The sequence below is a fragment of the Desmospora profundinema genome (assembly GCF_031454155.1).
Classification (GTDB): Bacteria; Bacillota; Bacilli; order Thermoactinomycetales; family DSM-45169; genus Desmospora; species Desmospora profundinema.
The window spans coordinates 141,549-167,342 of record NZ_JAVDQG010000001.1; the positions used below are offsets into that span (position 1 = coordinate 141,549).

19 protein-coding genes are annotated in these 25,794 nt (G+C 52.8%); 15 read left to right on the plus strand and 4 right to left on the minus strand.

The window, feature by feature from the left end; genetic code table 11:
- Window positions 1-13 precede the first annotated feature (13 nt).
- The 6 genes from JOE21_RS00615 to JOE21_RS00640 are packed head-to-tail and all read left to right on the plus strand — an operon-like array spanning window position 14 to window position 6,389.
- A complete protein-coding gene (locus tag JOE21_RS00615; RefSeq protein WP_309861020.1) occupies window positions 14-1,120 on the plus strand; it encodes a cobalt-precorrin-5B (C(1))-methyltransferase in 1,107 nt (368 codons plus the stop codon).
- Complete coding sequence (cbiE, locus tag JOE21_RS00620) at window positions 1,117-2,361, plus strand: precorrin-6y C5,15-methyltransferase (decarboxylating) subunit CbiE (RefSeq protein WP_309861022.1); 1,245 nt, start codon at window positions 1,117-1,119, stop codon at window positions 2,359-2,361. The genes JOE21_RS00615 and cbiE overlap by 4 nt, the downstream gene beginning before the upstream one ends.
- Window positions 2,358-3,086, plus strand: coding sequence for a precorrin-2 C(20)-methyltransferase (gene cobI / locus JOE21_RS00625; RefSeq protein ID WP_309861023.1), 729 nt, complete (start codon window positions 2,358-2,360; stop codon window positions 3,084-3,086). Before cbiE ends, cobI begins: the two co-directional genes overlap by 4 nt.
- On the plus strand, window positions 3,083-3,880 hold the full coding sequence (cobM, locus tag JOE21_RS00630; protein WP_309861025.1) for a precorrin-4 C(11)-methyltransferase: 798 nt from the start codon (window positions 3,083-3,085) through the stop codon (window positions 3,878-3,880). Before cobI ends, cobM begins: the two co-directional genes overlap by 4 nt.
- Complete coding sequence (locus tag JOE21_RS00635; protein WP_309861028.1) at window positions 3,877-4,986, plus strand: cobalt-precorrin 5A hydrolase; 1,110 nt, start codon at window positions 3,877-3,879, stop codon at window positions 4,984-4,986. Before cobM ends, JOE21_RS00635 begins: the two co-directional genes overlap by 4 nt.
- Window positions 4,987-4,988: 2 nt before the next feature.
- Window positions 4,989-6,389, plus strand: a complete 1,401-nt coding sequence (locus JOE21_RS00640) for a cobyrinic acid a,c-diamide synthase CobB (RefSeq protein WP_374709305.1) — start codon at window positions 4,989-4,991, stop codon at window positions 6,387-6,389.
- A 313-nt stretch (window positions 6,390-6,702) separates the two neighbouring features.
- Here the strand turns inward: JOE21_RS00640 and JOE21_RS00645 are convergent, their stop codons facing one another.
- Entirely contained in the window at window positions 6,703-8,304 is a 1,602-nt protein-coding gene (locus tag JOE21_RS00645; RefSeq protein WP_309861032.1) for an alkaline phosphatase family protein, read from the minus strand.
- A gap of 142 nt (window positions 8,305-8,446) precedes the next feature.
- On the opposite strand from JOE21_RS00645, the gene JOE21_RS00650 reads away from it, so the two are divergent.
- Complete coding sequence (locus JOE21_RS00650) at window positions 8,447-8,857, plus strand: acyl-CoA thioesterase (protein WP_374709287.1); 411 nt, start codon at window positions 8,447-8,449, stop codon at window positions 8,855-8,857.
- A gap of 110 nt (window positions 8,858-8,967) precedes the next feature.
- On the opposite strand, the gene JOE21_RS00655 is transcribed toward JOE21_RS00650, so the two are convergent.
- On the minus strand, window positions 8,968-9,309 hold the full coding sequence (locus JOE21_RS00655; RefSeq protein ID WP_309861034.1) for a hypothetical protein: 342 nt from the start codon (window positions 9,307-9,309) through the stop codon (window positions 8,968-8,970).
- A gap of 317 nt (window positions 9,310-9,626) precedes the next feature.
- Between JOE21_RS00655 and JOE21_RS00660 the strand changes: the two genes are divergently transcribed.
- From JOE21_RS00660 to JOE21_RS00690, 7 genes are all read left to right on the plus strand, one after another.
- Window positions 9,627-10,832 carry a GTP-binding protein gene (locus JOE21_RS00660; protein WP_309861036.1) on the plus strand — a complete coding sequence of 402 codons (1,206 nt, stop codon included), beginning with the start codon at window positions 9,627-9,629 and terminating at the stop codon, window positions 10,830-10,832.
- Between the two features lie 32 nt (window positions 10,833-10,864).
- Window positions 10,865-11,986: an NAD(P)/FAD-dependent oxidoreductase gene (locus tag JOE21_RS00665; protein ID WP_309861039.1), complete on the plus strand. Its 1,122-nt coding sequence runs from the start codon at window positions 10,865-10,867 to the stop codon at window positions 11,984-11,986.
- A complete protein-coding gene (locus tag JOE21_RS00670) occupies window positions 11,980-13,638 on the plus strand; it encodes a nucleoside recognition domain-containing protein (RefSeq protein WP_309861041.1) in 1,659 nt (552 codons plus the stop codon). Before JOE21_RS00665 ends, JOE21_RS00670 begins: the two co-directional genes overlap by 7 nt.
- Window positions 13,639-13,743: 105 nt before the next feature.
- A complete protein-coding gene (locus JOE21_RS00675) occupies window positions 13,744-14,376 on the plus strand; it encodes a class I SAM-dependent methyltransferase (RefSeq protein WP_309861043.1) in 633 nt (210 codons plus the stop codon).
- Between the two features lie 623 nt (window positions 14,377-14,999).
- Entirely contained in the window at window positions 15,000-16,628 is a 1,629-nt protein-coding gene (locus JOE21_RS00680; RefSeq protein WP_309861046.1) for a peptide ABC transporter substrate-binding protein, read from the plus strand.
- Window positions 16,629-17,273: 645 nt separating this feature from the next.
- On the plus strand, window positions 17,274-18,311 hold the full coding sequence (locus JOE21_RS00685; protein WP_309861048.1) for a TauD/TfdA family dioxygenase: 1,038 nt from the start codon (window positions 17,274-17,276) through the stop codon (window positions 18,309-18,311).
- Between the two features lie 122 nt (window positions 18,312-18,433).
- Window positions 18,434-19,399: a nucleoside recognition domain-containing protein gene (locus tag JOE21_RS00690; RefSeq protein ID WP_309861051.1), complete on the plus strand. Its 966-nt coding sequence runs from the start codon at window positions 18,434-18,436 to the stop codon at window positions 19,397-19,399.
- A gap of 9 nt (window positions 19,400-19,408) precedes the next feature.
- Here JOE21_RS00690 and JOE21_RS00695 read toward each other — a convergent pair whose 3' ends face one another.
- A complete protein-coding gene (locus JOE21_RS00695) occupies window positions 19,409-19,723 on the minus strand; it encodes a hypothetical protein (protein WP_309861054.1) in 315 nt (104 codons plus the stop codon).
- A 135-nt stretch (window positions 19,724-19,858) separates the two neighbouring features.
- On the opposite strand from JOE21_RS00695, the gene JOE21_RS00700 reads away from it, so the two are divergent.
- The gene (locus JOE21_RS00700; protein WP_309861059.1) at window positions 19,859-21,292 is read left to right on the plus strand and encodes an aminotransferase-like domain-containing protein; all 1,434 of its coding nucleotides are present in this window, start codon (window positions 19,859-19,861) and stop codon (window positions 21,290-21,292) included.
- An 87-nt stretch (window positions 21,293-21,379) separates the two neighbouring features.
- Here JOE21_RS00700 and JOE21_RS00705 read toward each other — a convergent pair whose 3' ends face one another.
- Complete coding sequence (locus tag JOE21_RS00705; protein WP_374709306.1) at window positions 21,380-25,717, minus strand: S8 family serine peptidase; 4,338 nt, start codon at window positions 25,715-25,717, stop codon at window positions 21,380-21,382.
- Between the last annotated feature and the right edge of the window lie 77 nt (window positions 25,718-25,794).

Sequence of the window (25,794 nt, forward strand, 5' to 3'; positions counted from 1 at the left end):
TTGGGGAGAGGCGATGAAAAAGCAGGCGGAAGAGAAGGACCCGGCCAAGATGCGTCACGGTTATACGACGGGAGCTTGCGCCGCCGCTGCGACGAAGGCGGCGCTCCTCTCTCTGATGACGGGTAGCCCCTGTTCAGAGGTGAATATCCTTCTGCCCGTCGGCCGGAGAGTTGCTTTCTCCATCGAGGAAACCAGCTTCTCCGAAGGGAGCGCCGCCTGCAGTGTCATCAAGGACGCGGGGGATGATCCAGATGCCACTCATGGGGCGAAGATCGTCTCAACGGTGGCTTGGGTGCGAAAGAAAGGTCTCCATTTGGACGGAGGGATTGGCGTGGGCCGGGTGACCAAACCGGGATTGCCGGTCCCGGTGGGTGAAGCGGCCATCAATCCGGTACCGCGGAAGATGATTGCTCAGGTTGTAACGGAAGTGTTGGCGGAACTGGGAGAGGAGCGGGGAGTGCATGTGGTGATCTCCGTGCCCGCAGGAGAGGAAATAGCAAAAAAAACTTTGAATGAACGACTGGGAATTGTGGGCGGAATCTCCATTCTGGGGACGAGGGGGACGGTCGTCCCTTTTTCCACCTCCGCCTATCGGGCCAGCGTGGTCCAGGCGATCTCCGTTGCCCGCGCCAATGGCTGCGACCATCTGGTACTAACCACAGGCGGAAGCAGTGAAAAGCATGCGATGAAGCTGTACCCCGACCTACCGTCCGAAGCCTTCATCCAGATGGGGGATTTCGTCGGATTTGCCTTAAAACACGCCAAGCGGTTAGAGGCAAAACGGGTAACGCTCGTCGGTATGATGGGGAAGTTTTCAAAAGTGGCTCAGGGCGTCATGATGGTTCATTCCAAAAGTGCACCGGTCGACTTCGGCTTTCTGGCGGCGGTGGCGGAGGAGGTGGGGGCGCCTTTCGATTTGGTGGAAGAAGTAAGAGGAGCCAATACCGCCACCCAAGCGGGGCAACTGATGGAAGAAGCGGGGTATTCCGATTATTTTTCCACCTTGAGCCGCTATGTCTGCCGCCAGGCATCCCGCCATGTGGGAGGCGGCCTCCATCTGGAGACGGTGCTGGTGAAAATGAAGGGAGAATGGCTGGGAAGGGCGGAAATGGCTCCATGAACAAAGTGAAAGTGATCGGGATCGGAGATGACGGGAAAAACGGACTGTTTCCTCATTACCGTCAATGGATCGAAGAGGCGGAAGTATTGGCGGGGGGCGGGCGGCAGTTGGCGTTCTTCCCGGAGCATCCAGGAGAGAAGATCATCCTTGGAAAAGGAATCCGTGCCACTTTAGAACGGATTGCCGGTTTCAATACCACCCGCCGGGTGGTCGTACTGGCCTCGGGCGACCCCCTGTTTTATGGAGTGGCCGGTTTGGTGGTACGGGTGTTGGGTGTGGAGAACGTGGAGGTTCATCCTCATCTGAGTTCGTTGCAATTGGCGTTTGCCCGTATGGGAGAAAGTTGGCAAAAGGCTCACGTGGAGAGTGTCCACGGTCGAACCATGCAGGGATTAGCCCAGCGGCTGGATGGAAAGGAAACGGTGGCGGTATTGACGGACGAGTTCCATACACCTGCGGCAATCGCCCGCTATCTGCTCCGGTTCGGGATGGATGAGTACCGGGCATTTGTGGCGGAGAATCTGGGCGGTCCTGAAGAGCGGTGCGGGTGGCTGGATTTGCATGAGATGGCGACCGCCGATTTTTCGACCCTCAATGTCGTCATCTTGAAGCGGGCGAAAGGATTTGCGTCGCCACGCTGGGAACTGGGGATCGACGATCACCATTTTTCACAGCGCAAGCCGGAGAAAGGGCTGATCACGAAAAAGGAAGTACGGGTGATCAGCCTGTCTGAGATGAAGCTGGCCCCGACCAGCGTCGTGTGGGACATCGGGGCCGGGTCGGGTTCCGTTTCGGTGGAAGCGGCCAAACTGGCCCCGTTCGGGCAGGTGTTCGCTGTGGAGAAAAATGAGGCGGACCTTGAAAACATCGAAGCCAACCGGATCAAGTTCCGCACCGACTTTACCGTCTTGCACGCCAAAGCTCCAGAAGGACTGGAGGATTGGCCGGATCCCGATGCGGTTTTTATCGGTGGAAGCGGCGGGGAGTTGGGTGACTTAATCCGACTCTGTGCGAAACAGTTACGACCGGCAGGACGGATCGTGGTCAACGCCGCCACTTTAGAAACGTTGACCCGGACCCTGGATTTTTTTCGGGAGGAGGGGTTGGTTTTTCGAATCACCATGCTGCAGGCTGCCCGCAGCAAGCCGATTCTCTCCATGACGCGGTTGGAAGGGCTGAATCCCGTCTACATCATCTGCGGATTTCGGGAGGAAGATCGTAAGAAGGAGGAAAACAAGTGAGTGTACAAGCGGAACCGGCTGTTATCGGCCAGTTATACGGGGTGGGAATCGGACCGGGAGACCCGGAACTGATTACGGTCAAGGCATTTCGGCTGATGAAGGAAACGCCGGTGATCGCGTACCCCAAGAAACGGATGGGAGAAAAAAGCTATGCCCTGACGATTGCGGAAACCTACATCAACCCGACGGAAAAAGAGATGCTGGGGCTGGTCTTTCCCATGACCCGCGACCGGGAAGTGCTAGAGAGGGAGTGGGATCGGACCGTGGACGCTGTCTGGGAACACCTCTCCCGAGGCAAAAACGTCGCTTTTGTGACGGAGGGAGATCCCATGCTGTACAGCACGTTCATCCATCTGAGCCGCCGCCTTCGACAACGACACCCCGGTGTGGATGTTTTTTCGGTGCCGGGGATTTCCTCCATCAATGGAGCGGCTTCCCGTCTCGATCTTCCCTTGGCCGACGGGGACGAGCAGGTGGCGATCATCCCGGCGACGGAGGATCGGGAGCGGATGAAAAAGGCTCTCCAGGATCACGACGCCGTGGTGTTTCTCAAAGTGGCCAAAGTGATGGATCTCATGATCGACCTCCTGAAAGAGATGGAATTAACCGACCGGGCGATGGTGGCGGCTAAAGTCACCTCCGACCAGGAGCGGATCTGGAGGCGGGTGGAAGAGCTCAAAGGGCAGAACCCCGGCTATCTGACGTTGATGGTGGTGAGAAAATGAATGTCTTGGAAGCCAAAGTGTACATCGTGGGAGCGGGACCGGGGGATCCCGACCTAATCACCGTCAAGGGAGAACGGATTTTAAGAGGAGCGGATGTGGTTTTGTACACCGATTCCCTGGTAAATGAGGATCTGATCGCCCGTGCCCGGCCTGACGCCCTGATCCTGAAGAGTGCCGGTATGGCCCTGGAGGAAATCGTGGAACGGATGGCGTCCCAGGTAGAGCAGGGAAAGAGCGTCGCTCGCATCCATACCGGGGATCCGGCGGTTTACGGGGCGATTTTCGAACAGATGGCACAGTTGAAAAACCGTTCCATTCCTTATGAAATCGTACCGGGGGTGAGCTCGGTTTTTGCGGCGGCAGCCGTGCTGGGGGCGGAACTGACGGTCCCCGAATTGACGCAGACAGTGATCCTCACCCGGGCAGAAGGCAGGACTCCGGTTCCCGAAAAGGAGAAACTGCGGGATTTGGCTTCCCATCATGCCACCCTGGCTTTATTTTTAAGTGCGACTCTGACCAAAAAAGTGGTGCGGGAGTTGTTGGATGCCGGCTGGTCAGAGGAGACACCCGTCGCCGTCGTCCAGCGGGCGACATGGCCGGATGAGCGGATTGTCCGTTCCACCCTCCGTCACTTGGACGAAGACCTGCGGCGGGCCGGCATCCGCAGTCATGCCATGATTCTCGCTGGCTGGGCTTTGGACGAAAAGCTGGCGGAACGGGGACAGGCTTATCGTTCCAAGCTGTATGACAAAACCTTTACCCACGGATACCGAAAGGGGGCGAACCGGCCATGAGCGGCAAAGTGGCCGTAGCGGCGATCACCAAACATGGGGTGCAGCTGGGCCGTAAGCTGGCGGAGGCGCTTCCAAACGGTGACCTCTATTATATGGAAAAGTTTAAGCAAGGGGATGAAGAAGAGCGAGGGATCCGCTTTTTTACCGGATCGGTCCGCAAGATCCTGCCTGAACTGTTTCGCCGCTATGACGGTCTGGTTCTTTTCATCTCTCTGGGAGCCGTGGTGCGGATGATCGCCCCGATCCTGAAGGACAAAAAGACCGATCCCGCCGTTGTTGTGGTGGATGATCGGGCGGAACATGTCATCAGTGTCCTGTCGGGCCACCTGGGAGGGGCCAATGAATTAACCCGGCAGGTGGCGGCAGCGTTGGAGGCGCGTCCGGTCATCACCACAGCGTCCGACGTGCAGCAGACGATACCCGTGGATTTATTCGGTCATTCCTTCGGTTGGGAAATCGAGAGTTTTGAACGGGCGACCCCGGTGAGCGCTGCCGTCGTCAACGAAGAACCGGTGGCCTTGATCCAGGAGTCGGGGGAAACGGGCTGGTGGACCTATGAAAAACCTCTCCCATCCCATATCCGGGTGTATCGTTCCACGAAAGAAGCGAATACGGCCTCCTTCCACGCCGCTTTGGTCGTCACTCACCGTCTGTTGAGTGCAGAGGAGGAGCAGGCCTTTTTAAGCAACGGCGTCCTATACCGGCCCAAAGTGATCGTATTGGGAATCGGGTGCAACCGGGGGACATCCCTGGAAGAGATCGAGTCAGTGGTGATGGAGTCCCTGCAAGAGTGTGGATTTTCCCATAAAAGTGTTCGCAACATCGCCACCATCGACTTAAAGAAGGATGAACCGGGACTTCTGGCTTTGTGCGATCGATACGGATGGCCGTTGACCGTCTATTCCCCCGATGAACTAAATCGGGTAAAGCTGAAAAATCCCTCGGAGACGGTTTATAAATACACCGGTGCTTATGGCGTAAGCGAGCCTGCCGCTCTTCTTTCCGCCGGGGCCCGTGACTGGTTGCTGGAGAAGAAAAAGTCCGGCAACGTCACGATATCCATTGCGATGGTGGATCACGCGAACCAAAGGGAGGGCGTCCGATGAAGATGCAGACTCGCCCCCGCCTCATCATTGCCGGCACGGGCAGCGGTGTGGGGAAGACCACCCTCACCTTGGGGCTGATGGCCGCTTTCTCCCGTCGAAATCGACAGGTGCAGGGGTTTAAGATCGGTCCGGATTATATCGATCCCAGTTATCACACGGTGGTCACCGGCCGCCCCTCCCGCAATCTGGACACCTGGATGGTGGAACCGGATCGGATGAAAGAGATTTTCCTGAAGGGAAGTGAAGGGGCGGATTTGTCGGTGATCGAGGGGGTGATGGGGCTCTATGACGGCAAGGATCCTTTGCGCGACGAGGGCAGCACGGCCGATATCGCGATCCGCCTGGAGAGTCCGGTCATCTTGGTGGTCAATATTCACAGCATGGCAAGAAGCGCCGCCGCTGTCGTCATGGGGTATCAAAATCTGAATGATCGGGTACCGATTGCGGGAGTCATCGTGAATCGAGCCGGCAGCGAAGGCCATTACCGGCTGGCAAAGGCAGCGATTGAACAAGAATGCAACATTCCGGTGGTGGGATGGCTCGGTCGGGATGAACGGCTGCAGATTCCGGAACGTCACCTCGGGTTGGTACCGGCGGTGGAACGGGGGGAGCTGAATCCGTTGTTCGACACACTGGCGGAAGTGGTGGAGAAAAACGTGGATCTGGATCAATTGCAGGCATTGGCAAACCAGGCTCCTCCCTTGGCGGAACCGGATTCCGCCCTCTTTTCATTGCCGGTTCGGGAAGTGGAGGAGTATCAACCGATCATCGCCGTTGCCCGTGACGCCGCCTTTAATTTTTATTACCCGGAAAATTTGGATCTGCTGGAGAGAATGGGGGCGGATTTACGCTTCTTTCAGCCGTTGGAAGGGGAGAAAGTCCCGGAAGAGGCGGACGGTCTAATGATCGGAGGCGGATTTCCCGAAGAATTTGTCGACCGTCTGGCACGGGAGGATGAGGTAAAAGCCTCCATCCGGGAGCGGATTGAAAAAGGGATGCCCGCCTATGCGGAATGTGGGGGCTACATGTATTTGTGTGAAAGGATGATTACGCATACGGGAGAAACCTATCCGATGGTGGGCGTCATTCCTGCCGTAGTAAAAATGCAGCAACGGCTGGCGGCTCTGGGTTATCGGGAGGTACGGGCGTTAAGCGATACCGTCCTCTTAAAAAAAGGGGAGACGGCTCGGGGACACGAATTTCATTATTCCACCCTGGACCTCACCCTGCCGGATCCCCCGTATGCTTATGAGAGCCAGGGGAGGCGGGGGAGTCACCGGGAAGGGTATGCTGCCGGCTCCCTGTTGGCAGGATACACCCATTTGCATTTTGCTTCCAACCCTTCCATGGTTCAACGATGGATGGAGCATTGCCGCCGCTATCATATGTTTCGCTCGGATTAGTCTTAGTACTACAGTTGCATTTGTACGAAGAGTGTATAGGAGCGTGGGTTGGTCGGGCTGGCGGGTTGTCTTCGATCTCTTGCAAAAAGCGGCATAGCGAGACCGGAGCGAAGCGACCCAGGTGAGACTTGTGCTCTGTAAGTACAAAGGATCGCAGCCATACCAACCCTCTCTTTTTCTCGGAAAAATAAATGACCAGACAGACCCTAATGAAAATCGGGTTTAAGCTGCTGATGGAGACAAAGTCAGTAGCTTTTTTTAGATATCAAAAAAAGCCAGCCGGCGGAAGTGTGGCTGGCGAAAGCAGGATCAATCATGCATCGGTTCGTTCTACGGCGGGACGTCGATCCATCAAGTGAAGGATATAATCCTTCAAGTCGACGATTCTAAGATTTTTCGGTTGTTGATCAGTTCCCGCGATGATGAGCGGGACGAGGGAATCGATACGATGGAGGGAGCCGTGACCGCCGCCGCCTTTATGGGTGGGGGAGTGTTTGGCCACCAGCTCGTATCCGGGCTCCGGCGTCACCACCAGAAAGCGGCCGGGATGGGAGTGGAAAACTGCATAAAGGCGCATCAACCCGTCTGGATAATCCCTGTAGCTTAGGGTGCCATTACCCGGGTCGCCGGATAAATCGAGCGCTTCAAACTCCCCTTCCACTTCCCATGACTGGCCGTAGTCGTCTGTCCAGGCGGAACCGGGCCGGAAACGCAACTCCTTATTCCGAGGTTGGTGGCGGACCCGAATCCACCCCTCTTCCTCCCAGGCGAGGAGGTCGATGCGGTCGTCGCGCAAGCGATCCAAAATATCCGGGATAGCGATGGAATCCTTCAGTAAATAAATATAGGCCATCCGCTCGTTAACGCACAGAACCAGGTCCGTTTCGGGGGTGGGTTGTTCCCCGGACGGGAGGATGCGGTAATCCTGCAGCATCTTGTGAAGCGGGATTAAGGGATCTTTGTCGTCGGGATGAATGCCCGTTTGTCCGCTGTCACCGCAAATCACCCACACATACTGGTGAAGGGCTTCTTCCCACGAATCAAACGTGTCCAACAATCCGGCGATTTCCCGGTCCAGCGTGCGAATGCCGCTTTGATCGGACGGCCCCTTGTCGTGCAGGGATTTGTCCAGATCCGGCAGATAGACAAATGTAAAGTCAGGCATGCGGTCTTGTTTAATCAAGTAGCGAGAGACCGCCAACGGATACGAATCGCCCATCCCCAGACCGTTGGTAAGGCCGTCCGGAGTGGAGGTGATGCCTTGCAACGGGTTGGAAAACATGCCCAATGTAAGAAAGTCGGGCCCTTTCACCTTTACCTTGGAAGGGAGGGAAGTAAGGCCGGTCAACCATGGGGGGAAGGAGAGTACATGATCGGATTTTCCCCTGTACAACATGCCGTTGAACGATCCGCTGCGAAAGCCGCGGTCAGCCAGTTTTTCATATAAGGTGGGCACTTCCGGATTGAGGTGGTCCCGGTTCAATCGAATGACGGCATCCTTCAGCCCTTGATTGATGCCGTCCCGCATCAGTTCACCGGCACCGGTGCCATAGTTGACAATCCGCTCTTCCTTGGTGTCATACCAGATCAAACCGGGAACCCGATGCCGGTTGGGATAGGTGCCGGTTAACAGAGAACTGTCGATGGTGACGGACATAGTGGGAAAGGAACTGACCAGATTCCGTTGATAATGCCCGTTTTGAATCAGGAACGCCAGGGCGGGAAGCTCCCCTTTTTTTACCCCTTCATCAATGGCATGGGACATAATGGAATCCACCATCAGCCAGATCACCTTTTTACGGCCGTCGTTCGCCTGCATGCGAGCGAGATCGTTTTCTTCCTGCTTGGGTTTGGTCCATAAAAAAATCAGGTATAGCAAGCCGAGGATTACCGCAATGACGAGTAACCACTTCAACATAAAACCACCTGCTCTTTTATCGGTTATCCAAATGTTGCCTTTCCTTTGGAGGTTTTATGCATCTCATTTATGAATGACTACTCATTCATTATTCGTGCTATAATAGAAAAGCATTTCAAGAAGGGAGAAGGAGAAGCAAATGAAACATGAATTTCAATTAGTTGTTCGTTCCACCGATGTGGATATGATCGGCCATGTCAATAACGCCAAATACCTGGAATATATGGAATGGGCGCGATTTGACTGGATGAAGCAGTTGGGATTGGGAATGAGTCAGATCCAAAAACGGGGCTTATTGCCCGTTGTTGTTCATATCGGGATTGATTATCGCAAAGAACTGCGCTTGGATGATTCCGTTACGGTTGTAACCGAACCGCTGCGCCTGGGGAATAAAAGCAGTGTCGTTCGGCAGCGTATTTTGACGGAAAAGGGAGAAGTGGCCTGTGAAGCGGAAGTCACCTCCGTGGTGATCGATGCCCAAACCCGCCGGGCAACGGAACCTCCGCAGGAGTGGAAACAAATTTTTGAATCAGCGGTCGTTCATTCATGATATGAACCGTTAACAAAACGAAAGCAGGCAGGACTCCCCTCCTGCTCTGCATACTAAGAATGCAGCGTCCCTATTTAAATGGGGACGCTGTTTTGGTTTAAGAAGTCCTTTCACCCCGATTGTACCGTCACGATTTCCACCGGGCCGTGATCGTCACAATGGTCCCCGTGGACATGGTGCAGACGGCCGTTCACGAGATAATCGAGATGATCTCCATGGGGAATGCGTTCATGGCCGCAGTCTTCGTCGTGGTGGCAACCGCAATTTAAGGGGCGACAGGTGTCCGGATTGATGCCGGAAACTTCGATCCGACACTCATCCCAGTGATCATCGTGTTTGTGGTGTAGATGACCGTTATGAAGGTAATCCAAGTGGTCCCCGTGGCGGATTTTGGTGTGTCCGCATGCAAGGGTGTGTTTATGTCGGTGGTTTTCGTGGGTCTCATGATTCATCGGGTGTCACCTCTATTAACAGGATGAAAATTATTTTGCCCTCTCTCGATACGGATTACCCGAATCTTACACTGCGAAAGTCTGATTTCTCTCTCCATCAGTGGGTGATGGCATCTTACGTAATCATCTATTCCAATGTAGATATATTTTTTTGTAAATCGTAAACATAAGCATAAGAGGTGTCGTGGACAAGAGATGATCCCTTATTGACAAGAATATATGACGCCGATACACTAAATGAGACTCCATTAAAAACGTAATAATTACGATTTAACCTTGGGATAGAAGGTTAGTAAATGGTGAAGGGGGAAGAAACGATGGAACGATCCAACATTCCGGTGACGGTGTTGAGCGGTTATCTGGGAGCGGGGAAAACAACCGTACTTAACCATGTGTTGAATAACCGTCAAGGGTTGAAAGTGGCGGTGATCGTCAACGACATGAGCGAGATTAACATTGACGCGGATTTGGTGAAAGAGGGGGGCGGCTTGTCCCGTACCGATGAAAAGCTGGTGGAGATGTCCAACGGCTGCATCTGCTGCACCCTGCGGGAAGATTTGCTGGTGGAAGTGGAACGGCTGGCCAAAGACGGGCGCTTCGACTACATCCTGATTGAGTCGACGGGGATCAGTGAACCGGTGCCGGTGGCCCAAACCTTCTCGTATGTGGATGAGGAGGCAGGCATTGACCTTACTTCCCTGTGCCGAATCGACACGATGGTGACGGTCGTGGATGCCAACCGCTTCTGGCACGATTATTCCTCGGGGGAATCCCTGTTGGAACGAAAGCAGGCGGCAGGGGAAGAGGATACCCGTGATGTGGTCGATCTGTTGATCGACCAGATTGAATTCTGCAACGTTCTGATTCTGAACAAGTGCGATTTAGTGGAGGATGGCCCGTTGAACCAGATGGAAAGCTTGTTTCGCAAATTGGCGCCGGAAGCCCGTATCATTCGCACCACACATGGTCAGGTTCATCCCGGGGAGATTTTGAATACGGGTCTGTTTGACTTTGAAAAGGCCAGTCAAGCCCCGGGTTGGCTCAAAGAATTGGAACAGGGGGAACACACACCGGAGACGGAGGAGTACGGGATCGCTTCGTTTGTATATGAGCGGCGGATCCCGTTTCATCCGGATCGCCTGTATCGCTGGATGGAAGAGTGGCCGGAAGAAGTGGTGCGGGCCAAGGGGTTGATGTGGATTGCCAGCCGCAGCGATACGGCATATCAATTGAGCCAGGCCGGTCCCTCCATCCAGATTGGACCGGTGGCATACTGGGTTCATTCCCTGGAAGAAGAGGAGCGACAGTCTATCATGCGGGAGCAGCCGGAGGTGCTGGAAAAGTGGGACCCGGTTTGGGGGGATCGCATCAACCAGTTTGTCCTGATCGGAATGGATATGAAACGGGAGGAGCTGGAGGCATCCTTGGACGCATGCCTTTTGACCCCAGAGGAAATGGAAGGGGATTGGGCTCGGTTCTCCGATCCGTTTCCGAAGGTGGAAGAACAAACCCAACACGCTTAAAGGAATGTTTGGATAAGACGGAGGCTATGACGATGACAGAACGACAAACCGATGTGCTCATCATTGGAGCAGGTCCGGCCGGAGTGGGGTTGGGGGCGTTATTTTGTCAGGCCGGATTTGACCGCTTTCTTCTGTTGGAACGGGATGAGGTGGGGGCCAGCTTCTTTTCCTGGCCGCAGGAAATGCGGTTGATTACGCCTTCCTTCCACGGGCATGCGTTTGGCCATCTCGATTTAAACGCGGTGATGCCGGGGACTTCTCCGGCATTTTCATTAAAAAAAGAGCACCTCTCCGGAGAGGAATATGGAAGTTATTTGCAAGCAGTGGCCGATCATTTCGAGTTGCCGATCCATACGGGTGTGGATGTCACCCGCGTGGAAAAGGATGGGGATGTCTTCCGCATCCACACACAGGAGGGGGTGTATACCAGCCGTTTCGTGGTATGGGCGGCGGGTGAGTTTTCGTATCCGCATCGGGAACCGTTTCCGGGAGCGGAAAGCTGCATCCACAGCAGCGAGGTGGAATCATGGGCGTCGCTGCCTGGGACGGAGCAGGTGGTGGTCGGCGGCTATGAGAGCGGAATGGATGCAGCGATCCACCTGGTCAAGGCAGGAAAAATGGTGATCGTACTCTCCCGTGAATCCAACTGGCTCAGTGAAGAGCCGGATCCCAGCATCTCCTTGTCCCCGTATACCCGTGAACGGCTGCAGGATGTGCTGGAAACAGGCCGGCTGCGCTTATGGGGAGATGCCGAGGTGGTTCGTGTCCAACGGGATCAGGCGGGCTGGCGCCTATTCCTTCAGGATGGCGACACGGTGACCGTTGACCATCCCCCGATTCTTGCCACCGGTTTCCGCGGAAGCGTGGAGCGGGTGAAGGAACATTTTGAACGGGAAGAAGACGGGAACGTACTCCTGACGGAACGGGACGAGTCCACCCGAACATCCGGATTGTTTTTGTGTGGTCCCCGTGTCAAACACGGAAACGTGATTTTCTGTTTCATTTATAAGTTCCGTCAGCGTTTTGCCGTGGTGGCTGAAGAGATTTTACGTCGGCTGGAGGCTCCCTACGACCCCGATATTTTCCAATATTACCGGGACAATCAGATGTTTCTGGATGATTTGTCCTGCTGTGATGATGAGTGCGTATGCTGAACACTGGTGGGACCGTCGTGTTGGTGGGCATGGAGTCAGCCGGGAAATCGACCGTATTTTCCCGTTTGACTCGTTGCCGGTCCGGCGAGGAATCGGGGGTACAGGGGACAACGGTAACGGTTCGCCGGGAGACGGTGGATGGGGAAGATATCGTGCTGGTGGATACACCCGGCATCCGTTTCCGCTCCGACAGTGAAACGACTCGTCTGGCCTTGGCAGAAGCCGGCCGTGCCGACCGGATTGTGTTGGTGGTGCGGGCGACTCACGCTCGCTCCGAATTGAAGGTGCTGTTGGAGGAAGTGCCATTGGAGGGAAGACCGTGGGCGTTGATCTTTACCTTTGAAGATCGGGCACCAGCAGGTCTTGCCCGATGGATGGATGATTGCCGAAAGCGATTCGGGGTTCCGGTGGTTTCCGTAGACGCCCGCCGGATGGAACCAAACGCCCGGAAATCCGTGATCCGCGCCATGACAGAAGAAGAACAGGGAGAGCCCGGCGGGACGGATGGGGAGATTCCGTTTGTGGAGGAAGTGAATCCGCCGGCGACGGGGTTGGACCATTCCATTGCCGGACGGTGGGTGGCGTTGGGGGCTCTGTTGGCCTTGTTTGCCCTTCCGGTGTACATGGCATATCTTCTTGCGAATGCATTGGAACCTTGGTTGGATCGATGGTTGCTGGATCCGGTACGGACCTGGGTGACAGGGATGCCGTCATGGTTTCAAGCAGTGCTCACCGGGGATTATGGACTGCTCACCTTGGGGCCGTATTCTTTTTTGTGGGCGTTTCCGGTGGTGTTGTTCATCGGGTCCAGTGTAGCCGTTACGGAGGAAACCGGATGGAAAGACCGGATCACCGAAGCCCTTGATCCGTGGTTGCGCCGGGTCGGTTTGAACGGACGGGATTTGGTGCCGGTGTTGACCGGCTTCGGCTGCAATGTGGTGGCGGTTTTTCAAAGCCGTACCTGTTCCGCTTGCACCCGGTCCGCGTGTGTCTCCCTGATCGCGTTCGGGTCTGCTTGCAGCTACCAAATCGGGGCGACGCTTTCCCTGTTTGGATCCGCCGGACGTCCGTGGTTGTTTTTGCCTTATGTGGTCATATTGGTGGTGGTGGGTGCCGTCCATCTGCGGGTTTGGCATCCTGCCCTTGCAAAAGCCCATGCGCTTTTGCCGGGAAGGCGAACGTTTCTGCAACCTCCCACTTGGCAAGGCTTTCGCTGGCGTTTACAAGGGGTGATTAAACAATTTTTGTTCCAAGCGATGCCTATTTTTCTCCTCATCTGTCTGGTGGCCTCCGTCATCGACCAGGTGGGTTGGCTGGATCGATTGGCCTCTCTTTTGGGTCCGCTTCTGTCCCTGTTAGGCCTTCCCGAGAGTGCCGCTGCCGGGTTGTTATTCTCCGTGCTGCGAAAAGACGGGATGCTGGTGTTCAACGAGCAGGGGGGCGCATGGATCCAAGCCTTGGATGTGTGGCCCCTGTTTGTGCTGGTCTATCTCGCCTCTACACTGACGGCCTGCTTGGTGACCCTGTGGACCATTCATAGGGAAATGGGGTGGCGTACCGCTGTTGGGTTGGTGGCAAAACAGGGGGTTACCTCCTTGGTGAGTGCCGGGGTGTTGGCGGCAGCGGGTTGGTTGATCATGACGGTGGTCTAGCAGGATTTTTTCCGGGAGAGGGAGAAACAGAGAATCATTCAGCCTAAGAAAGGAAGCAAGCCGGAAAAGGTGTAAACCGATGAATCATCGTCAGGAGGCGTTGTTTTGAGCCGGACGTTGCAAGAGAGCCGAGCGTTGTTTGACGACTGGGCAAGCACGTATGACCGGGATCTGGTTGATCCGTCGGGGCCGTTGACGGGGTATCGGACCAGTCTGGACACCGCTTTTGAAATGGCGGGGAACCATGACCGCGTGCTCGATATCGGGATTGGCACAGGCGGGTTTGCCTCGCTTTTTCATCAACGGGGAAGCCGGATCGTCGGAGTGGACATTTCAGAAAAGATGCTGGAACAGTGCCGGGAACAATATCCGGACTTCGTCCTCCAGCAGGGCTCCTTTACCCCTCTGCCGTTTAAAGCGGGAGAGTTTGATGCCGCCATCTCCAGCTTTTGCTTTCATGAAGTGGCCTCGGCTGAGAGGCCCGAGGCTTTGGCCGAGGTGTATCGGGTGTTGAAGCCCGGGGGTCTTTTCTGTCTGTTGGACATCCTCTTCGCTTCCATCCCCGCACGGGAGGACGCCAGACGGGCCATCGGCAAGCACTGGGATGAGGAAGAAGATTACCCCCTTGTGGAGAAGGTGGATACCTGGTTGCGGCAGGCGGGGTTTGCTTCCGTCCAATGGCGGCAAACCGCACCCTGCCATTGGGTGGCAGTGGCCAAAAAAAGGGAATCATGCTAAAAACGGACCGATCGGATCGGTTCTTTTTTTGTACCCGGATCCCAAACAGGCGATGGCGGAAGTTTTCTATTGTCCCAAACGTCCACAGGATGAGAGCAATAGGATAGAAATAGAAGAGGAGAACGGAGGGGAGGCGAAAGAGGATGAAAACACGTTCTTCCAGAATGCAGACACGCTCTTCTTCCAGAATGCGTGTCACCCGTACAGCTGGGGTGAACGTACCGCAGATCTCCTGGTTGGGAGGAGGATTATGGAAAAATATATTTAAATTTTGGGGCTTCTTTCAGACTTGTCGCCGGTTTTGGGGAGCTTGTAAAAAATGGTGGGGACCGTTGAGTGGTTTTCTGGCCCCGGGCCGGTTGTTCTAACAGGTTTCGGTCTGATGGAAAGTGGGAAAACATTTCATCTCTCGATCAGCTCCCTTCCTCGTGGAAGGGGGCTGTTGGCGTTTTCTATGAAAGCAACAGCTGTTAAACTTTTCAACAATATTTCTTCTTATCAAGACAACTAATTTCATTTATAATGAATCTTGATTTATATTTATTCACCATGGGTACTTCCTTTATTTTGGAATAAATCCATCTTTTTGTTCATTCAACATTCATATTCCTAGGAGGGTTCCGATGAAGAGACGGTGGATTGTAGGCTTGACGTGGTTGACGGTTCTCAGTATCGCATTGGTAGGGTGTACCGGGGTGAACACTGGTGCTCCGGAAAACGAGGGCAGTGCAGATGAAAATCAAGTGTTGGATATGACAATCCCTGCCGAGCCTCCTACACTGGATCACTCTGTGACCACAGACGCGGTTTCCTTTGACTTTATTTTGAATAACGTGATGGACGGTTTATACCGATTGAACAAAGATAATAAACCGGAGCCGGCCATCGCTTCCGGAATCGACATTACGGAAGACAAGTCGACGTATACCTTCTCGTTGCGCGAAGCCAATTGGAGCGACGGAGAACCGGTGACGGCCCACGACTTCGAATATGCCTGGAAACGGGCATTGGATCCGGAAACCAAGGCAGAGTATGCGTTTATTTTGTACCCGATTAAAAATGCCGAAGCGTACAATTCCGGCGAAGTTTCCGCTGATCAGGTCGGAGTGAGGGCCATTGACGAAAAAACGCTGCAAGTGGAGCTGGAGGCGCCTACTCCATACTTTTTAAGCCTCACCACTTTCGCTACCTATTTCCCGTTGCGGGAAGACATTGTGGACAAGTATGGGAATGAGTATGCGACAGGTGCGGACAAGATGGTGTACAACGGTCCCTTTGAAGTAGGTGAGTGGAAGCATGAACAATCACTGACGCTGAAAAAGAATCAATCGTATTGGGATCGGAATACGGTTAAGCTGGAGACGGTCAATATGAACATCGTCAAGGATACTTCCACTGGGGTGAACCTGTATACCGCCGGTGAAGTGGATGTCGCCAGCCTGGACTCCGCTCTGGCGGATGCATTTAAAAAGAGCCCGGAATATTTGCCGATTACACTGGCCGAGACTCAGTACATCCAGTTCAACACCAACAACGAATTTTTGTCCAACGCAAAAATCCGTAAAGCAATCAGTTACGCAGTAGACCGTGAATCGATCACCAAGTTGCTGCAGGATGGATCGGAACCGGCATACTCGTTTGTTCCCCCCTCCATCTTTACGAGTGACAACCAGATATTCCGTGAGATAGCGCCGGACGGTCATCAGTATAATCCGCAGGAAGCCCAGCGGTTGTTAGAGGAGGGAATGGAGGAGCTTGGGTTTACCTCCAAACCACGACTTACCTTGCTCAGCTTTGACGATCACCGTCGTCAAGTGGCGGTTGCAATCCAGGAGCAGTTGAAAAACACCCTGGATCTGGATATCAATATCGATCCCCAGCCGCTCAGACAAAAGAGGGATCGGGAAGCGCAGCGGGATTTCGAACTTTCCTTTATCAGCTGGAGGGCCGACTACAATGATCCGCAGACCTATCTTGATATGTGGGTGACCGGAGGGCCGTTTAACCGTGCCGACTGGAGCAATAAGGAATACGATAAATTAATCAACGATTCGGTCCGAAATCCCGACAACGAAGAACGGACCCGAAACTATGTGGAAGCGGAGAAGATTCTGCTGGAAGGATCGCCTGTGGCACCTGTGTTCTATACAGGGAAGATCTTTTTGCAAAAACAGTATGTAAAAGGGATTTACCGTCATCCGGTAGGTGCGGAACTCACCTTGAAGTGGGCGTATATGGACGGAAAAGAATAGTCGAGTTAAAACCCTTGGTCTTGCCAACCGGCATGATCAAGGGTTTTTTTTATGAAGCGGTGTTTTCGGCACTACCGGCAGGTGTTGCTCATTTATCAGCTCAAGGTTTTTGTTCCGAAATCTCCGCTTGGATGAACCCCACGGCCACCACCCAGGCGAACCAAGCCATACTGGCGGTCGGGGATTGATCGATCAAAAGAGCGACAGTGTTACAAACAGGAGCGAAAACAGGACGATGTGACAAACCGCGCTCCACTTAACTCCTTTAACATCGATATAAGGGAGAAGGATGAACGTTCGCTACGGTATCTTAATCCTTTCGTGGCGGGACACTACGTTTTGAAATGGGCGAGAGCGGAAAATTAACAAGTTAATACTAACTTAACATTGAAATACCGCTATTTTTGGTATATTGTAATCAATAGAAAATTAAATAGGTAGACTTTATGGAATTTGGTCGTTACACATCGTTTCCCGAGGAATATAGGCAGGAAAGGGGGGCCAAATGTATGTAAATGACCATCAGATGTAAGTAATTTTCTTAAATTTGTGGGGATGGCTCTTGAAAAATGCCGGATTATTTTGCCGAGAGTGCTTGAACCACAACAGTCTATGGAAACAAAAATGTGAGATGGAGGAAATGACATGTCTACTGGGTCGGAAAATAAACTTCAATCATGGAGTTATGAAAACACTGAGGAACAGAGCCATGTCATCACCTTAACGCAGGATGAAAAAAAACAGGTTAAAAATATTATAGAGCAATTTCCTCCTTTGGATCTTGAATCGATCCATGATGACTTGTTAACCCGTGTTCAATTGGCAAGCTTTCAACTGCCTTACAGAATAGTAGAAAGGATTTTGCGTTTTCGTCGCTCACCTGAAAAAGGTGTTTTATTGGTGAGAAACTTACCAACTGATCCGGAATTACCGCCTACTCCAAAGGATGCCAGGCCTTCCCCGCAAAAAAAGACACATAGTAGTGAATACACTTTGTTGATTCACATGTTATTTTTAGGTGAACCCATCATTTATACGGAGGAGAAAGAAGGCAAACTAATAAACGATATTTGCCCGGTACAAGGGACAGATCACACACAAGAACATACCGGTTCTAAAAAATCATTTCCCTTTCATACGGAAAATGCCTTTCATCCGTATAGACCGGACCATTTGGGGTTGATTTGTCTGCGTTCGGATCACGATCAGAAAGCTCAAACGCCGGTCGCCTCGATTATCGATGCTTTGCCTTTGCTCCCCAGTGCAGCCATTACGTTATTGAGAAAGCCTTTATACCGGATTCGCCCCACACAGATGTTTAAACATCACGAAGATGACCAACAGATGGTGGCTGTGTTATCGGGCAGTTTACTTGAACCGGATATGCGTATGCATTTTCGTCTAATGGAGGGAATCAATCCGGAAGCGCAATGGGCATTGGATCAATTAAAATCCACATTGCAACAGGTAGCCCTTCATTATGTTCTGACTCCAGGTGATCTGTTTCTCATCAATAACCGAAGGGTTGTTCACGGGCGATCCACATTCACTCCTTGTTATGATGGAAATGATCGTTGGATTCAACGAATGTTTACAGTTCAAGATTTTCAACGTTCCAGTTTTAGCCGAGGAAAAGGCCAACACCTCTGTGTTCCGTTACATGTGGAGTTTTCCGTTCACTGACGGTGGAAGTGTTCCCCAATGGTCCATATAAGAAAAAACTAGAGGGCGGCGTCCGATTCTTGACCCGCCCCTTTTCAATGACAACGGAGAAAAGGAGAAAAGGAGAAAAGGAGAAAAAATGGATGGAAGAGCCAGATCATACAGGAGTACGTAACATTCAGTGGTTTCGTGGTTTAAAAACGGGATTAAAGACCACATGGGAGTTATCAAAAATTGTATTTCCTGTTACATTAGCGGTAACGATACTTCGCGAGACACCTGTGATCGATGTGTTGGCCGGTGTGGTAGAACCGGCTACCAGTTGGTTTGGGTTGCCAGGAGAGGCCGCGATTCCTCTTGTTTTGGGGAACTTAGTAAATTTGTATGCTGCCATTGGTGCCATTCTCACCATGGATTTGACCGTTAAACAAGTGTTTGTTCTATCCGTCATTCTAAGTTTTGCCCATAATTTGATATTGGAGTCTGCTTTTCTTCGCAAAGTGGGGATCAGTATTTCCTTGATCGTTTCGATCCGCCTGGCTTTAGCCGCTTTCTTTGGCGGCCTGGTCCATTTGATTTGGGATGGCGGGGAAGAAAAAGCGCAGTTCGGATGGGTACCCGCCGTAGAGTCCAATCCTGCTGGGTTAAATGAGGTATTGGTTGGAGGACTGCAAACAGCGGCTTCTGGTGTTTTACAGTTGGCTGCAGTCGTGATTCCATTGATGATTGCCATTCAGATCATGCATGATTGCAGGGTGCTGGATCGTTCTTCTAAATGGATTAAGCTGTTTATACAACCGCTGGGGATTTCGTCAAGAGGCTCGGTGGCCATTGCAAGTGGTCTTTTCTTTGGATTGATCTATGGCACCGGTGTGATCATCCAACAAGCGAAGGAAAAAAAGTTTTCACAACGAGAAATGACCTTAATATTGGTTTTCCTCGCTTCTTGTCATGCCGCTTTTGAAGATACATTGATTTTCCTTCCTCTCGTCAGTTCAGGTATATGGATATTGCTTCTCCTCCGACTTTTTTCCGCGATCGTTCTGACTCTCGTAATTTCTCGGTTTTGGCCTGCAAATGAGCGTCGTTCTGTCGTTTCTAATCAATAAAAAACCCAGCTATGACCGCTGGGGATGGGTTTGTAATTGAATTCGCTTTATCATCTGTTCAACGGTTTTCCAACCATCCAACTCTTTTTTTGAAATTAAATGAATAAAATGAGGGGGTACTTCTCCACGTATCGCCGCTGCTTTTTTCGGTTGTTTTAGATTAATTTGAATGTACCCCTTAAACACAAATGAAGGCTTCTTAAGTTTAAATGTTTCAATGTCGGAAATGGAGAACTCTTTTCTATCATGATCGGATTGAAGAACGAGCTTTTGTTGTTGTACGATCACTTTCCATTGTTTTGTGATGAAGCCAAATTGATTCACGGATAAGCCCCCAGTCGCTTCGATCGTTTGGATCTTTATCCTACCAAGATCACGCTTTTTGAGTCTCCATCCAACTGGGGGGATTTTTACCCATCCAGATTCTTCTTTCGTTCATGCGTTACAGGAGGATAACAGATGGAATGGAAACCGGATCGGAACAGTAAGATCCCCATCTATCAACAAATTATCGATTGGATCGAACAGAAAATCACTTGCGGGGAATGGCCTCCCGGAAGTCTTCTTCCTTCCGAACGAAGATTGTCCCGGATCTTGAATGTCAACCGGAGTACGATTGTAACGGTATATCAGGAATTGGCGGCCAGAGGTTGGGTTGAAACCAAGAGGCGGGCAGGAACTTACGTGAGTCGTGATATGTGGGGAGCGGCTCCAAACCATTTTCCCAATTGGCATCAATATGCCAAGGAAGGGACGTTTTTACCCAATCTCCCATTGTTGCGTCGGGTTCGCAAAGAAATCAATGATGGTGAGTGTATTGATTTTGCAGGTGATCAGTCCAACTCCTTGTTCCCAAGACGTCAGCTGCAAACGAACATGAGGCAAAATCTTTTTGATGCTCCGCTCCAATACGATCATTCCCATGGCTACAGTCCCTTACGGGAAACGATTGCTGCTCATGCGAAGACTTTTCATGACATTCAAGCTCCTTCTTCTTCGATTTTAGTGACATCAGGGGCCCAGCAAGCCCTGTTTCTAATTACCCATTCTCTTTTGCAGCCCGGAGACGCTATTGCAATGGAGCAACCATCTTACTTTTATTCGCTTCCTCTCTTCCAATCCGCCGGGTTACGTTTGTTCCCTTTGCCACTGGGTAAAGAAGGGCTGGATCCGGAAGAGATCGAGCGGCTTTACCGAAAACACCGCATTCGGATGGTGTTTTTAAATCCTACGTTTCAAAATCCCACCGGCTATACGCTGCCGTTGGAAATTCGTAAAAAAGTTGTGGAGAAATGCGCCAAGCTGGGAATCCCGATCGTGGAAGACGATCCGTTCAGCCTGCTTTCCATACATGGATCCCCTCCACATGCGTTGAAGGCAATGGATCCTGGAGGGTTGGTATTGTATATCGGATCTTTATCCAAAACCGTCGCTTCCGGTCTCCGCATGGGATGGTTGATCGGGCCGCAGGAAATATTGGATCGTCTCGCTGATGTTCGTCAGCAGATGGACTACGGACTCAGTATTTTCCCTCAATGGATTGCGCATCAATTTCTGTCTTCGCAGGAATTTATGGAACATGTGAGTACATTGAAAAACAGACTAATGGATCGACAACAGTTCTTTGTATCGATCATCCAAAAACACTTACAGGAGAAAGTGGAGTTTATCCTGCCACAAGGGGGAATTCATTTGTGGTGCAAACTGAAGACACCCATTCGAGATGGAAAATTATTGGACGCAGCAATCCAACAAAGCGTTCTTTTTGTCCCTGGCAGCGTCTATGGGTCACCGGACGGATTTGTGCGTTTCACCTATGCAAGAGCTCCAAAAGATCAGATGGAGGAAGGGGTTCAGCGTTTTAAAAAAGCATTGTCTATTTTTGGCGTATGAGTAGAGATCCCGAGATGGATCTGTCAAGAGGATGCTTCATCGTTGGATGAAAAAGGCTTCCGTACTCGGAAGCCTTTTTCATGATCTTCACTTTTTCTTTTTCGTGTTAATGAACAATTTGCCTTCGGCCCGTTTTCTCACTTCATTGCCATAGTCATCTTTCAGAATCACTTCGACGACCGCGCCGCGGATGTCTTTTAAGTTGGAGGTGGCGGTCCAGTATCCTACATAGTGTCCGTCCCCTTGTTCCTGCAGCGGAAGCTCGGTGGCATTGGCGGGCAAGTTGGTCAAGGGCATGTGGACGATATAGGTTCCTTTCAGACCGGGCTCACTGTCAAACTGGATTTTGACGGATTCTCCGGATTTCAGGTAGATATCTTCTTCCGGCTTCAGATTTTTCACCGGGTCGATCGCAAACTTGGCGTCGACTCGGATTTGCCGGCTTTGTTTGTTTCCCGCTTTGTCCGCGGCGGTCACCTCGATCAGGTTCTCCCCTTCCTCCAACAGGATGCGGAGGGAGTAGGAGCCGTCCTCTTCCATTTTCGCTTTGGAGCCGTTCACCTTGACCCAATCCAGGTGAGCATCGGTCGCGGTTCCTGCGACGGTGACGGCTTCCCGGTTGGTCTTCCACCCGTCAATGGGCTTGTCGATGGTGAGGGCGGGTTTGTCTTGATCCAGAATTACCGTCACCGGGGTGGAGGGATCGGTTTCTCCTCGTTCTGTGGATGCGACGGCAGTCAGCTCGTTTTCTCCTTCCGTGAGGCTGATTTCAACGGCGAAGGTACCATCGTCACCGATGGGAGCGGAGCCGGCTTCCGTCCCGTTGTTGTATAGGGTGATATTTGTGGAGGGAGAAGCTTTTCCTTCCACTGTGATGCGTTCCTGGTTGGTGAAGTTACCGTCGGCGGGCGAGGTGATGGTCGGAGCCGTTACTTCATAATCCACCCGTGCCCGAATCATGTAGTTCCCCTCAGATGTGGGGGTGGGGGACCAGCTGCCGCCGACCCATTGCCAACTGCGGCCGGTATGGGGGCCGTTCTCATCGGTGGCCAGGCCGGGGGTGTTGGGATTGGGGTGTGTTTGGATGTAGACGATATAAAAGTCGTCATCCACGATCACCCCTTGATCCGAGAGATCAACAGTGGTCCAGGAACCGTCCCGGTTGGCTGTCGCGTCAATCGGACCCGCCAGTTTTTTGCCGGGAGCCCCATCGGCCCCGCTGGCGTCATAGACGGCCACCTGAAAATCGGTTCCACCTGGAACCGGCCATTCCGTATCCCAGAATCGGAAGACACCGGCGGTTACCATCGCTTGCTCACGACCTTCTTCCAAGGACATCCGGACGGCCCAGCCGTTACCGGCGTCATAGAAAGCCCGGGCGTTTTCGGCGGTCCCGTCGTCGTAGCCGATTTCACCGGGAACTCCGATGAAGGGTTTGAGGCTGAATTCCTGTTCGACTTGTCCGCTTCCATCCACCTTGACGACGGCTTCGCTGGAGTAATATCCGGGAGCCGACACATGGAGGGTATAGGAACCTTCGTATGCTTCCAGGGTATAGCGGCCGTTTTCATCGGTTTGCACCGGTTGGACGGCGGCGTCTTCTCTCAGATAGATGGTGGCATGGGTGATTGGCTCACCGGTCCGTTCATTCGTGACTGTGCCGGTAATCGTGCCGCGGGGGATGGGTTCCAGAACAAAGTTGGCCGTAGTGGTTCCATCGCGTTCGACGAGGACTCTCTGATCCGCCGAGCGGTATCCGTAAGTCTCTGCCCGTACCGTGAATTCACCGGCGGGGTGAAGCAACCGGTAACTGCCGTCCTGCGGATTGGTGGTGACGGATCGACCCGTCTCCAATACACTCACCTGGGCTCCCAGCGGTAGGGCTGCGGGGATTATCTGGGATCTTTCGCCGGATGCCTGGGATTCAGGAGCGGCGATCTGGCCGGCTTTTTGTTTGGCCGGCAGGAGTGTATCGGGATCGACCATATGTTTGTTTTTGGATTTGTCCGTTTTTCCTCCTCGTTTGTCCAGACCGGTTTGGGTAACCTCACTTGCTTCATCAGTTAGGGCGATGTCGTCGATGTACCAGCCAGGTCTGACAATGCTGGAATCGGTGGTGACGTTAAAGGCGAGGTAAATCCGTTGACCTGCGTATTCGGACAGATCCACCGCCGTTTGCTGCCATCCGTCGGTAGTTCCATCCTGGCGGAGCAATTGGGTCCAGTTTTCCTGGTCCGTGGAGATCAGAAGATGACCAAAGTCATAGCGGGCCTCCAAGTTATACCATTGTTGGAAGGTGAGGAAGCTGTCTCCTTCCGGCAAATCGACAGGAGGCATCATCAGTGTCATATTGGCATTGTTGGCGTAATTGCCGGACAGATTGGTGGCGTATACGTTCTCCCCGGAGGCGGCTTGACCCGGTCCGCTGGTGGGAACACCCCACTGCCAGGAGTTGTTTTCACCAAAGGAGTACCACCCATCCGGTTTGGACTCGAAGTCCTGGGTGTATCCAACTGTGATTCCGGGCTTCACGGTCACATCATAGGTGTTGGAAACGGTTTCATTGCCGCCGAAATCGCGGATTTTCCAACGATAGGTAAGAGAGGGTTTGGTGACGTGATCACCGGGGATCACCGCTTGATAGGTGCCATCGCGGAAGTGGCCGGCTGTACGGGTGGCGGTGACTTTTTTCCACTTTTCTTCGTAGCGGTACTCCAATTGGACTTCGGTTACACTTACATTGTCACGGGCTTGCACCGTCAACGGCAGGTTCATCTTGTTATAGGTTTCGACAGGCGCTTCATGTTCGTATGTGGGAGGCTCGGTATCTTCCCCTTCTTCCACCACTTGCCCACGGATTTCGCCCAGGCCGGATACGACGGAAGAGACGGCACCAAAAGCGTCGACCAACCCGTGTCCGTATCCATTGTTGGGGGATTCGGGGAAGGTGGAATCCGTCAGCGGTTCAGCGGTTGACAGCAGGATTTCTTCCAGCTCGTCCACCGTGAGGGAGGCATTGGCTTGTTTCAGCAGGGCGACGGTGGCCGATACATGGGGGCCGGACATGGACGTGCCGTTCCAACCGCCCTGATAACCGCTTCCGGAGACCGAGGAACGGATATTGACCCCCGGTGCGCTGATTTCCGGTTTGATTTCGTCGTAGGGAGAAGGTCCCTGCAAGGAAAAGGAAGCGAGGCGCTTGTTGATATCTGTGGCACCGGTGGCAAAGGATTCAGGATAGTTGGCGGGGTTTGCCACGGATCCAGGTCCGCCGGGATTGAACAAGGTGGTGTTTCCAGCGGAGAACTCCGGGAAAATTTCAGCTGCACGCCAGTTTTGCACCATGGGTCGATACCACTCATTCAATCCGCGTCCTCCACCCCAGGAGTTGTTCACCACATCGGGGGCTTTTTCCGGATGCGGATTGCCGTCAGCATCCTTGGGGGCGAGGATCCACTCGCCGGCTGCCAACAGATCCACATCGGTACCGCCGGCGGCCGAGAATGCTTTTACTGCAATCCATTGGGCACCGGGGGCCACTCCGATTGTATTGGAGCCGTCCGGTTCCTGCCCCACCATGGTACCGGTGACATGGGTGCCGTGATCCAGGTCATCGTAGGGAGCGGCCTGCCCATTGACGGCGTCGAACCAGTTGAACGCGTGATTGGGCTGGTTGGGATTGGCGGGATCGTAGCCGCGGTACTTTTCTTTCAGTGCGGGGTGATCCCATTGCACCCCGCTGTCGATGCTGGCCACCACGGTGCCGGAACCGTCAATGCCCATCGCCCAGACCTGGGGAGCCCCGATTTGTTCCACGTTCCACTCGATGGAGGCGCTCTGGGGTTGGTTCTTCCCTTTTTTCTCTTCCAACCCGATAATCTGCCGCGTCTCATTGGGCAAAATCTTCTCTACTTCTGGGAATTGGGCCAGATCCTTCATCACGGTTTCATTGGCGGTGACCGCCAGGGCGTTCACCACGTAAAAAGTTTGGAATTCCTTCACCTTACCGGCTTTCTTTTTTTTCTGAAGATATTGTTTCAGCTCGTGTTGGGTTTCGTCGGCGATGATCCGCAGCTCTGAAACCACGGCAGAGCGTTTCATCTGTTTGGACTGAGCCCTCGTCAGTTTTTGTTTTTTGGCTTGTTTGGCGGCTTCTTGGGCTGCCTTCTCGGTATCCGCCTGTTCTTTCATCTTCACGAGGAAGGTGACGGTGTTTTTTTCGGAAAACTGCTTTTGCAGCCGTTTGTTCACTTTGTCTTCCGGTTTGACTTCCTTGGCTTCGTTTACGGAAGTGTGGGGCTTTCCGTTTGCTTCAGCCGCAGTCGGGGGCAAAGCCAGGGATAACAGAAGCGCGAAACAGATGGTCCAGATGAAAAGGAACCGCACGGATTTGGATTTTACCTGCAAAAGATCGCCCTCTTCCATTAAAAATGGTTGCACTTTTTCATCAACCGCGGAAACGACCGTCCGTCAAACTCGAGGAGAAGTAAGGCGGGAAGGGA